8 protein-coding genes are annotated in these 11198 nt (G+C 55.8%); 4 read left to right on the plus strand and 4 right to left on the minus strand.

Annotated features, from left to right (window positions below; translation table 11 throughout):
• From ABJK70_RS13175 to ABJK70_RS13190, 4 genes are all read left to right on the plus strand, one after another.
• On the plus strand, positions 1 to 904 hold a 904-nt coding region (locus ABJK70_RS13175; RefSeq protein ID WP_347258199.1), incomplete at its 5' end, for a Fic family protein.
• A 90-nt stretch (positions 905 to 994) separates the two neighbouring features.
• Positions 995 to 4036, plus strand: a complete 3042-nt coding sequence (locus tag ABJK70_RS13180; protein WP_347258200.1) for a type I restriction endonuclease — start codon at positions 995 to 997, stop codon at positions 4034 to 4036.
• Between the two features lie 166 nt (positions 4037 to 4202).
• Entirely contained in the window at positions 4203 to 4943 is a 741-nt protein-coding gene (locus ABJK70_RS13185; protein ID WP_347258201.1) for a HipA family kinase, read from the plus strand.
• The gene (locus ABJK70_RS13190) at positions 4940 to 5773 is read left to right on the plus strand and encodes a DUF3037 domain-containing protein (protein ID WP_347258202.1); all 834 of its coding nucleotides are present in this window, start codon (positions 4940 to 4942) and stop codon (positions 5771 to 5773) included. The genes ABJK70_RS13185 and ABJK70_RS13190 overlap by 4 nt, the downstream gene beginning before the upstream one ends.
• Positions 5774 to 5835: 62 nt before the next feature.
• On the opposite strand, the gene ABJK70_RS13195 is transcribed toward ABJK70_RS13190, so the two are convergent.
• The 4 genes from ABJK70_RS13195 to ABJK70_RS13210 form a co-directional block, all read right to left on the minus strand.
• On the minus strand, positions 5836 to 6789 hold the full coding sequence (locus ABJK70_RS13195; protein ID WP_347258203.1) for a site-specific integrase: 954 nt from the start codon (positions 6787 to 6789) through the stop codon (positions 5836 to 5838).
• Positions 6786 to 7160 (minus strand): Arm DNA-binding domain-containing protein, encoded by a 375-nt coding sequence (locus tag ABJK70_RS13200; protein WP_347258204.1) that lies wholly within the window; start codon positions 7158 to 7160, stop codon positions 6786 to 6788. The genes ABJK70_RS13195 and ABJK70_RS13200 overlap by 4 nt, the downstream gene beginning before the upstream one ends.
• Positions 7161 to 8215: 1055 nt before the next feature.
• Entirely contained in the window at positions 8216 to 9481 is a 1266-nt protein-coding gene (locus ABJK70_RS13205; RefSeq protein WP_077732233.1) for a hypothetical protein, read from the minus strand.
• 105 nt (positions 9482 to 9586) lie between these two features.
• The gene (locus ABJK70_RS13210) at positions 9587 to 11149 is read right to left on the minus strand and encodes an MBOAT family protein (RefSeq protein WP_347258205.1); all 1563 of its coding nucleotides are present in this window, start codon (positions 11147 to 11149) and stop codon (positions 9587 to 9589) included.
• Between the last annotated feature and the right edge of the window lie 49 nt (positions 11150 to 11198).

An 11198-nucleotide genomic window follows, 5' to 3' on the forward strand; every position in this document is an offset into this window, starting at 1 on the left:
AATCGAAGGCACGCAAACCGGCATTGACGAAGCCTTGATGCCCGAAGAGCAGATCAGGCCAGAAAAGCGCGACGACTGGCGGGAGGTGCGAAATTACATCGACGCCGTGAACACTGCCGTAGCCGAGTTGAACAACTTGCCGCTATCGAATCGGCTGCTCAAGCAGACTCATGCCATCTTGATGCGCGGCGTGCGTGGCGAACACAGGCAACCCGGCGAGTTCCGCACCAGCCAGAACTGGATCGGCGGCTCCAGCCTGGCCGATGCCACCTTCATTCCGCCACACCATGACAGCGTGCCGGAGTTGATGAGCGATTTGGAAAAGTTCTGGCACAACGAATACATCGTCGTGCCGCACCTCATACGCGCGGCGATCAGCCATTATCAGTTTGAGACGGTGCATCCGTTCCTGGATGGCAATGGGCGTATTGGCCGCTTGCTGATTCCGCTGTATCTGATCAGCCACGGCTTGCTGAGCAAGCCTTCGCTGTATTTGTCGGACTTTTTTGAACGCAACCGAGCCAGTTATTACGATGCCTTGATGCGTGTGCGATCATCCAACGACCTAATACACTGGGTGCGTTTTTTTCTCAGCGGAGTTGCCCAAACCGCCACCAAGGGTAGGGACACCTTTCAGCAAATACTGGCGCTGCGTAACCAAGTTGAGCAGCAGCTCTTACAGCTTGGGAAACGAACCCCCAACGCCCGGCAAGCCTTGAATGTGTTGTATCGCAAGCCGATGGTGACGGCGGCCTATCTTGAACAAGAGCTTAGGCTGTCGCACCCCACCGTCAATGCTCTGCTGCGCGATTTTATACGCCTGGGCGTGCTGCGCGAGGTGACCGGCGCGGCCCGCAACCGTTTATATGTGTTTGAACCTTACCTTGAGCTTTTCGTAAGGTAAGGAAAGTTTGTTTTATTTACATAAGAAAGGATGCAAGGTAAGTTTGCCGGCAAATCTCGGCTGTGAGCATCCAGCATTCCGGGGGAAACGATGCACAAAGAAACCGACTTCGAAAACGCCATCGAACACGCGCTGATCGAAATCGGCGGTTACGAAAAGGTCGATCCGAGCACGTACGACCCGGAAACCGCGCTGTTCCCCGGAGACATTGTGGCCTTTGTGCAGAAAACCCAGCCGAAAATCTGGGCGCGCCTGACCCGACTGGATGCGGGCAAGGCCCCGGCGATGCTGCTGGACAGCCTGGTCAAGGAACTGGCCGCCAAGGGGGCGCTGGCGGTGTTGCGGGGAGGCTTCAAATGCGTCGGGAAAACGGTGCGCCTCGCTTATTTCGCGCCCAACACCGGGCTGGACCCTTCGGCCACCGAGCGTTACGGCGATAACCGCTTGACCATCGCGCGGCAGATCAAGACCCGGAGCGGGGCTATCCCCGACGTGGTGCTGGCGGTGAACGGCCTGCCGATCGCCACATTGGAGCTGAAAAACCCGATGTCGGCCACGCGCTGGAACGTGGAGAACGCCAAATACCAGTACCGCTTCGAGCGCGATCCGAAGGAACTCTTGTTCGCCTTCAAGCAGCGTTGCCTGGTGCATTTCGCCGTCGATACCGAACTGGCGTTCATGACCACCAAGCTGGAAGGCAAGGATACCTTCTTCCTGCCGTTCAACCTCGGCTACAACCACGGCGCGGGCAATCCGCCCGCGGAAGGCGACGTGCGCACCGCCTACCTATGGAACAAGGTGCTCACCCGCGACAGCCTGATGGACATCCTGGCGCGTTTCATCCACCTGCACGTGGAGGAAAAGGCCGTGGTGACCGACAAGGGCATCAAGCGGCATCGCAAGGAGACCATGATTTTTCCGCGTTACCACCAGTTGGACGCGGTGCGCGTCCTGACGGACCATGCGCGAGCGCAGGGGTCGGGCTATAACTACCTGATTCAGCATTCGGCGGGGTCGGGGAAGTCGAACTCGATTGCCTGGCTGGCCCACCGCCTGTCCTGCCTGCACGACGCCCATAACGAGAAAATTTTCCATTCGGTCGTGGTCATCACCGACCGGCGGGTGCTGGACCAGCAGTTGCAAGACACGATTTTCCAGTTCGAGCACAAACTCGGCGTGGTGCAGAAGATCGACGAAGACACCCAGCAGCTCGCCAAGGCATTGGCCGACGGTGTACCGATCATCATCTCGACCATCCAGAAGTTTCCGTTCATCACTCAGGCCATCCGCACGCTGGAAGCCAAAGGCAAATCGGTGGCAATCTCGACGGCCGGCAAGCGCTTTGCCGTGATCGTGGACGAGGCTCACAGCTCGCAAAGCGGCGAAACCGCGATGGAGCTGCGCAAGATTCTGAACAAGGACGGCATCGAAGCGGCCATTGCCGAGCAACTGCTGGACATGGACGACGAGGGTTTGAGCGAGGAGGCCAAGAGGGAGCTGCTGCGCGAACAGCTTAAACGCCCGAGGCAAGCCAATTTGAGTTTCTTCGCCTTTACCGCGACGCCGAAGTTCAAGACTCTGTGCGTGTTTAACGAGCCGGGGCCGGATGGGAAGGCGCCGTTCCATCAATACAGCATGCGGCAGGCCATCGAGGAAGGATTTATCCACGATGTGTTGGCGCATTACACCTGCTACAAGCGTTACTACAGGCTGATCCAGAAGGCCGAGACCGATCCGGAGGTACCGCGCCGGAAGGCGGCGCGCGCCTTGGCGCGTTTCGTGGAGTTTCACGATTACGAGATCGCTCAGAAGGTGGAGGTGATCGTCGAGCACTTCCGCACGCACACCCGCCACAAGATCGGCGGCCGCGCCAAGGCGATGGTGGTGACCAATTCGCGTGAACACGCGGTGCGCTACAAGCTGGGGTTCGACAAGTACATCAAGGAGAAGGGTTACACCGACGTTAAATCTCTGGTGGCCTTCTCGGGCGAAATTACGCTTAAGGAATTCGGCGACAAAAAGTTCACCGAGGTGGGCATGAATGGCGGCATCAAGGAATCGGAGCTGCCGGAAAAGTTCAACACGGAGGAATACCAAGTCCTGCTGGTGGCGGAGAAATACCAGACGGGCTTTGACCAGCCCCTGCTACACAGCATGTACGTCGACAAGCGCTTGTCCGGCATCCAGGCGGTGCAGACACTATCGCGCCTCAATCGAATCACGCGCGGTAAGACGGATACCTTTGTTCTGGATTTCGTCAACGAACCCGAAGACATCTATGCCGCTTTCAAGCCGTATTACGAGTTCACCCCCAAAGGCGAAGATACCGACCCGCAGCAATTAAACAACCTGGCCCACACGCTGGCGGGCTGGAAAATCTATACCGAGGCCGAGGTCAGTGCCTGGTGTGAAATTTGGTTCCGTAACCGGCTCAATCCCACCGGCGCTGAGCACAAGAAATTGAATGGCCTGCTCGATTTGGCGATTGAGCGTTTCAAGGAGCTTGGGGAGGAAGACCAAAACCTGTTCAAGAGCCAGTTGGTCAGTTTCCGCAATCTGTACAGCTTCGTTTCGCAAATCATTCCTTATCAGGATTCCGATCACGAGAAGCTTTACACCTACGCCCGTTTCCTGCTGAACAAGCTGCCGCGCACCACCGACAACCGGACGGTTCAGGTCGACGACGAAGTGGAGTTGAAGTATTACCGCCTCCAGAAAATCAGCGAAGGGGCCATCGACCTGAAGGCGGGCGAGCCCGAGGCACTCTATGGCCCGACCGAGGTGGGCACCGGCCAGGCGGATGAGGATGTGCAGCTCTCGACTTTGGTGGACCAGCTTAACGAACGCTTCGGTACCGAGTTCACGCCTGCCGATCAACTTTTCTTCGACCAGGTCCGTGAAACCGCCGTTGCCAACGAAAAGCTGCGGCAGGCGGTGATGGCCAACACCATCGAAAACTTCGCGCCCGTCTTCAACAAGCAGCTCGAAAACCTCTTTATCGAGCGGATGGACGGCAACGAAGAAATCTTCGTCCGGCTGATGAACGACGAAGCCTTCCGAAATGTTGCCGCGAGCTACTTGATGCGGGCCGTCTACCAGCAAGTTAAATCGGCCGGAGAGGCGGGCAGTTGAAACGCAGGCAGGCTCGACAGGACATAAATCCGGCATCTGATTGTGTTCGTGTAGTAACGGAGAGCAATAACACTTCTTCGGGCTTAGCCACCGAAGTCGACAGCCGCCGTCTGTTCGCGGCCGTTCTGCGTGACGCGTCGGCCCCGGCTCAAGCCACCGTCGCCGCATGAGCCTGACCATAGTCGAGGTGCTCGAACGTTCCGTGCAGGGCCGGACGGAGCCTTACGTTTGCCGTGGCGACGATGGCGAGGTGTATTTCGTGAAAGGCCGCTCCGCGACACGGCGGGGGCTGATCGCCGAATGGCTGTGCGCCCGCCTGGGAGAGGCATTCGGCTTGCCCATCGCGCCCTATGCCATTGCCCATGTGCCGGAAGAGTTGATCGAGGCGGACCTGACCGGATGGTTGCGTGACCTGGGGGCGGGGAATGTTTTTGCTTCACGCCGAGTCAATGCGGTGGAGTTGACCGAGGCACATCGCAGTCTAGTGCCGGAGGCACAACGCCGGGATGTCATTGCCTTTGACTGGTGGGTGCATAACGGCGACCGGAATCTCACAGCCTTAAGCGGCAATTCCAACCTGCTTTGGAACCCGGCGGATGGTGGCTCGCTGGTGGTGATCGACCATAACCTGGCCTTTGACCCAGAATTCTCGGCCGCGGATTTCGTCGAACTCCATGTGTTCTCCGATGATATTTCCTTAATGTTCAGCGATTTCTTGCTCCGCGATGTCTACACCGCACGGTTCGCAAATGCCCTCGGCATTTGGGAGGAAGCCTGCCATAATCTCCCGGAATCCTGGATGTTCATTGATCCCGAACAGACGATTCCCGTTGAATTTCCGTTCGCCCAGATCAAGGAATTATTGAACCGAGCCTTGTCTGAAACGTTTTGGTCGTTGCCGCCATGAAAACCGCTTGTCACTACGCGATTGCCCGCTTCATGCCTTTCATCGAAACGGGGGAGTTTGCCAACGTCGGCGTGGTCATGTTCGCACCCAATGCGCGTTTCTTTGGTTTCAAGCTGCTGGTCAACCGCCATGCGCGGGTGACCAATTTTTTCGAGCAGATGGAGCCCAAGGTCTATAAAGCGGCAATTCGGACTCTTCGGGAGGAATTGGAGCGCATCGACGGCATGCTCAAGCAGATGGGTACGGATCGCCGCATGAAAAACCTGGATCGAATGGGTGCTCTGACATTGTGGACCGAAATCGTTAAACCACGGGAAACCATGCTGCGCTTTAGCGACTCGCGTGTTGTTTTGGCTGACGATCCCCAGGCCAAGCTGAAAGAGCTTTACGCGTATTACGTAGAACGCAATTTCGTGACCCGCGAATATCAGGAACACATTTTGGAAAAAGGTGTGCGCGGCTGGCTGCGCGATGCAAAGCTGCTGGATCGGTTTCACCCCGCCCGTGTGGGTAACGACGAATACCACGCGCAATTTCCCTTTGTCGCCGGGCCGGATGATAAGCCGGAGAAGATAATCAAACCTCTCAATCTGGGCTATACCGACGCCGCGCGCATCATTGATCACGGCGGCCAATGGGTCGTACGCATCAATGCGCTAAGAAAGCGCCAGTTGTTACCCGGTAAGGTTCTTTTCGCGGTCCATGGTCCTGATGATTTCACTCCTCGGGGCCGAGCCAAGCGCGAGGTGGTAGACGAACTGAAAGATGCCGGCGTGATTGTTACGCCCTACGACCAAACTCAATCCATTCTCGAATTTGCCCGGCAATAATTCCAAGTCGGGAAAAGTTTTATGGAAAGATGAGGCTTCACCCAGCTCTCGACTGAACGGATTCAGGACGCCCTTCGCCGCAGAGTTACTATGTTATCGGCATCGTCTCGGGTTAATAGGCCGAGCCGCTCCCCCAATAACCGCCACGCCTCTGCTTGTGCCGCCTGTTGCTTCGAGCGGTTATAGGTTCGCTTAATGCGGTCCTGCTCAAGGTGGTAGGTGCAAAGGTGGGCCATGTCCGGCAGGACGCCAAGCTCCTCCATCAGCGTGGTGCAGGTGCGGCGCAAATCGTGGGGCGTCCAGGGGCCGCCGGACAGCAACAGGGCACCGGTCAGCTTGCTGCGATTCTTCAAGGCCTCGGTGCGCTGGCGGTCGCCCACCTGTTTGGTGATCGATTTCTTGCACACCGGCTTGGTACCCGAATTGTCCGGGTACAGCCACGGACTTGAACCGGTCACTTCGCGCAACCGCTCGAATTGGCGCAAGGCGAAGTCGGACAGGAAAACCGTATGGGTGCGCTTGATATGGGTCTTGTCCTTCTCCGGGGTGAAGGTCCAGGTCCGCGCCTCGAAGTCGATTTCGTCCCAAGTCGCTTTCATCAGGTCGCCCACCCGACAACCGGTGGACAGCATGATCCAGATTGCGCACTCGGACGGTCGGTAGAGATTGGCGCCGGGAATCTTTCGGGCCAGTTCGCGGATTTCATCTTCGGATAGCACCCGGTCGCGCTCGGTTTCCTTCCCGCCGATGTCCTCCTTCTTGAGACGGTGCGTCGGGTCGTTCTTCACGATGTCGCGGGCATAGCCGAAACCGAACATCTGCCGCATTTCCGACAGAGTGCGATTCGCTAACCGGTGAGCGCCACGGGCGAGGATGTTATCCAGCACTTTCATGACATGCGCCTTGGTCACGCCCTCGGCGGGAAGCTGGCCGAGGACCGGGAGCACGTCCTTTTCGAAGGATCGGATCAATTCGTTTCGGCTGGATTCCTTCCGCTTCGCCAGTTCCAGACTCACCCAGCGGTCGAACAGGTATGTGTCGTCGGGCCTGTCAATTGGACCAGTAACGCGGTTACCTTGGCTTGATGTTCGACCTTAGCTTTCAGTTTCTCGGCTTTGCGTTCCAAGGCTGGGTCTTTGCTCTCTTCGAGAATCCGCGGGGCTTGATTGCGGGTTTTGCGGATTGCGGTCAGTTTCTCCGCCGGCCATGTGCCGCAAGCCAAATCCGTTGCCTTACCGTCGAACTTGTACCGCCCTGAGAAAAAGACGGACACCTTGCCGTTGGACTTCACTCGCACCGTGCCTTGGAGGCTGCCGCCATCGGAAAGTTTCTTGTCTTTGTCCTCGGCCTTGAGTGATTGCAATTTCTTCTCGGTTAATTCCGCCATGGTCCCGCCCTCGTAATCCGCTGTGACCCTCAAGAATGATCCTAACTTTGGTCCCAATCGTAATGTCGGCTTTTGGTGAATCCTATCGGACAATCCTGGATAATTCACATTCTGAAAGTCCCATATATTGCAGTCTGTAGAGGCATTTAAGAAGATGCTAATAGAAGGCGAGAGATGTGGATTTACCTGTATGGCGTGCAGGTGGTAGGAGGTTCAAATCCTCTCGCCCCGACCAATAAAACAAAGGCTTATCGAGCCTGTCGGTAAGCCTTTTTTCGTTTGGGCTCCAATTTTAGGAGCCTTTCCCGATAAACCAGTGGCGTGCCCGGTGAGGTAAGCTGGAGCAAGTGGACACCCAAGTTTCATACCATGAGACGGAATGTCGACGGGCAAAGTTACCAAATCGAACCTTTGGATGAGTGTGCCCTGCCGGGCGCACCATAAAAAAAGACCTACTCGAAAGTAGGTCTTTTTGAAGGGAGGATCACGTACTAGTTATAGCTGTGGGGATACGGCTGTATTCGATAATTTCTGGGAATCCCCGTCAGGCGAACTTCCACATCCCGTTAGGCCAATAGCGGCAACGACGAGACAAACCGCAGCAAGTAGCTTCTTCATGATTCCCTCCGCATTAAGTATCAGTAATTAACTAAATTAGCCATTAATGACGCTACTTATATCGCCTATTTCAGGCGTAATTTGTTTACCAGTTCACGGCCACTTCCGTCAAGACGATATTTTCGATCAGATGGCTGTCCCAAAGTTCCTTCGTCAAGCATCGCGCTGGCGAACGGTCTTCTCTTGGAAGGCTTTCTCCTTGGAGCCCATCCCAGTAAGCCGTTCGCCCTGAGCCCTTCGACTCCGCTCAGGACAGGCCGGTCGAAGGGTTTCTTGAGCCTACTGGGATAGGCTCTTGGTCCGGAAGACATATGAGACTGCCTTTCTTCCTTTCGGTACGACCGTCATCAGTCGGGCATTCGGCCGAAAAGGGCGTAGTGCTTGCCAGAACATGGCTACGGTGGGTTGAATCGTCCGATTTTCATTACCCGGAATGTTCATTGGCTCTGATATTTCTTAACCAGATCTTGGATCTCGTCCACTTCTTCTCTATGAGCTTGACGATAAAGCTGATGAGCTTCGCGGATACTCGCCAGGTGCTTTTCGATATTCTCGGAAGTCAGCAAAACGCCGAAATCGTCAGCGATCCGACGATTCGGATCCGAGTAATTCAACACGCGATCGAGCACCAGGTCACCCAGCTCTTTCCGATAGTGAGAAGATTCCCAAAACCACCGCATCATGGTTTCCTTGTCACCCAAGGCCGGTACAGCCTCCATGGTATAGGTATTGAAACCGGAAAAGTCCCATAGAGGGAAGGGATTGCGTCTGCGTTCCCGTGCGACCTCTTCATTAAGTCGGACGATCTCTCTTTTCCAAGTCTCCCATTCATCCCAAAGCCCCGTGCCGGCCGTCAGTACCCATTGGCGTGCGTGAGCCGGGGAAATCAGAATATGGAATTCAATCTTGCTCCGGTGAGCCTCTTCAAGAATCCTTCGAAAGTAATCAAACGTATTCGTGCTTCCGTCTTCCGAAACAAAATCGAATTTCTTGTGTGGCCTTGGGAAATACAGGTGCGTCACGTAATTCAGTTCGCTATAAAGAGCCGCTTCGTGCCGTCCTCCGTGCATCATCATGATCGCTTCTTTATCGGGCTGTTCCACTTGTCCGCGCGGCAGAATCACATTATCCCGATTGGTCTGTTGAAACAGGGTCTTGAGGCTTGCTGTTGTGGCATCAACCGATGCCAAGGTTTCCAGCAGGTCCGTGGTTATAGCGATATTCCGTTTGGCCCCGTGAACATCCGACGAGAGTCGTTCCTCAGTGAAATCCGGAGCATTAGGTCTATAGGCATTGAATTGGAAGAAGTCGACGGCCAATACGACTTTCTTTAATCGTCGTTCTGCATTGGCGTGCTGAAAGTAGCGCAAATTTTCATAGATAGTCGCTCCATTCAACGCGAGGTTGTAGGTGTTAAATTCGGGGAACAGCGCCGGATGCTCCGGATCAAGGCCGTGTTCGGTGCGAGAGCTGCCGATGACCAGTACGTCGGGTTTTCGTGCTCTAACGGCGTGGGCCTTGGTCAGCCGCAGTTGCTTGAATAACTCCGGCTTATTGGCATTTATCCCTTCCCAGCTTGGAGACCCGAAAATGGAATAAGGGTCTACCAGGTAATTCATCAGGATGATTACAGTCAAAAGAACAACGGCACCGATACCGATCGTATCGAGATAAGCCGCGAATTGGCGTTCGCTTGGCGTCACTGGGCCCTTGCCCAAAAGCCGTGAAGAAATCGTAGCAGGCCCGGCAGATCGGAGTCGGGATAAAAGGGAGGAATCGGGCTTCGCGGCGGGTTTATTCACGGATTCTCAGAATTGAAAGTAGAGAAACTCGCTCACCTTGGTGAGGCTGAGCACGTCGAACACGAAGAGCAGCATGGTGAGGTTGGCCCAGATTACCGTCGGCCGCCATTCCATCCATCTCCAGCGAAGACGCTGGATCTCGCCTTTATAGGTTTCGAAAGCCGGATGGTAGTTGCGCATGAGTTGCTGGGTGTTGGGCAAAAACAGAACGAATATCGACAATGCCAATAGCCATGCGCCAGCCATCTCGGGTTTCGCGCCGGCGACGTGCGCGAAGACCCCGTCGAAGGTGACTCCCAGTCCCTGCAGCCACTCGCCAAAGCGCCCGAGAACCCGAAGGGCTTCGGGTTCCAGGGACACGCCGTTGGCTCCGATCATTCCGAGCCATATGCTCTTCGTACCCGTAATCGTCTCCGCGCGAAAGGGCACCCAGGCGGCGATCACCGCGACGAATGTCAGCGTCCAGCCGAATGCCTTGCCCATCCGGCTGGCGGCTGCCCGACCGCCGAACAGCGATCGCCAAACATGATTGACGATGAGAAAGAATCCATGCAGCCCGCCCCACACCACGAAGTTCCAGCCGGCGCCGTGCCACAGGCCCCCGAGCAACATTGCGATCATGAGATTGGCATGGCGTCTTGTCGGGCCCTTCCGGTTGCCGCCGAGAGGAATGTAGATATAGTCCCGCATAAAACGGGAGAGCGTTATGTGCCAGCGCCGCCAGAAGTCGATGATATTGGTCGACTTGTAGGGCGAATTGAAGTTGAGGGGTAGCCGAATGCCGAACATCCGGGCTAATCCGATAGCCATGTCGGAATAACCCGAGAAGTCGAAGTAGAGCTGAAGGGTGTAGGCCAGGGCGCCCGCCCAGGCCTCGAAGAAGGTCAGCGCAATGCCGCTATCGGCCGCATGGAATGCCGGCGTGGCATAGGCGGCGACGCCATCGGCCAGCACCACTTTCTTGAAGAGGCCGATGGTGAAGATGGTGAAGCCGACGGCATGGCGTCGGACGCTCAGTTGATAGAGGTCATTCCGGGCGAATTGCGGCATCATTTCCCGGTGATGCACGATGGGACCCGCGATCAGCTGGGGAAAGAAGGTGACGAAGAGACAGAAGTGGAGAAAGTTATACTCCTTGGTTTCCCCTTTATAGGCGTCTACGAGATAGGCGATTGTCTGAAAGGTGATGAAGGAAATGCCGAGGGGCAGGATGATGGTCTCCACGCCGAGAATATCGCCGAATATGAAGTTGATGTTGTCGACGAAGAAGTTCGCATACTTGTAATACCCGAGGAGCGACAAGTTGGCGGCAATACCGAAAATCAATAGCCATTTTTTCTCAGAGGAATGACCTTCGCCGCTCAGGGAAACTCCAAGCGCGTAGTTGAACAAAATGGAGGCCAAGAGTAAGCCCAAGTAGGCCGGATTCCACCACGCGTAGAAAAAGAGCGACACACCGATCAGCCAGGCGATGGCAACCCGGTGGTGGCCGCGGCTTCCGATGGCAAAGAAGACGAACAGAGAAATGGGGAGTAATAAGAAAATAAACGGATAGGAGTTGAAGAGCATCGGAGTTGCTTGATTCGACGTGCGGGACTAAAGGGCTTTGATCGGTGAT

This window comes from Methylocaldum sp. (assembly GCF_039794385.1).
In the GTDB taxonomy this organism is placed as follows: Bacteria; Pseudomonadota; Gammaproteobacteria; order Methylococcales; family Methylococcaceae; genus Methylocaldum.

Bases quoted from the DNA above. Each gene is read 5' to 3' on its own strand.
- ABJK70_RS13180 (WP_347258200.1), top strand. From the start codon at position 995: ATGCACAAAGAAACCGACTTCGAAAACGCCATCGAACACGCGCTGATC.
- ABJK70_RS13190 (WP_347258202.1), top strand. From the start codon at position 4,940: ATGAAAACCGCTTGTCACTACGCGATTGCCCGCTTCATGCCTTTCATC.
- ABJK70_RS13210 (WP_347258205.1), bottom strand. From the start codon at position 11,149: ATGCTCTTCAACTCCTATCCGTTTATTTTCTTATTACTCCCCATTTCT.
- ABJK70_RS13200 (WP_347258204.1), bottom strand. From the start codon at position 7,160: ATGGCGGAATTAACCGAGAAGAAATTGCAATCACTCAAGGCCGAGGAC.
- ABJK70_RS13185 (WP_347258201.1), top strand. From the start codon at position 4,203: ATGAGCCTGACCATAGTCGAGGTGCTCGAACGTTCCGTGCAGGGCCGG.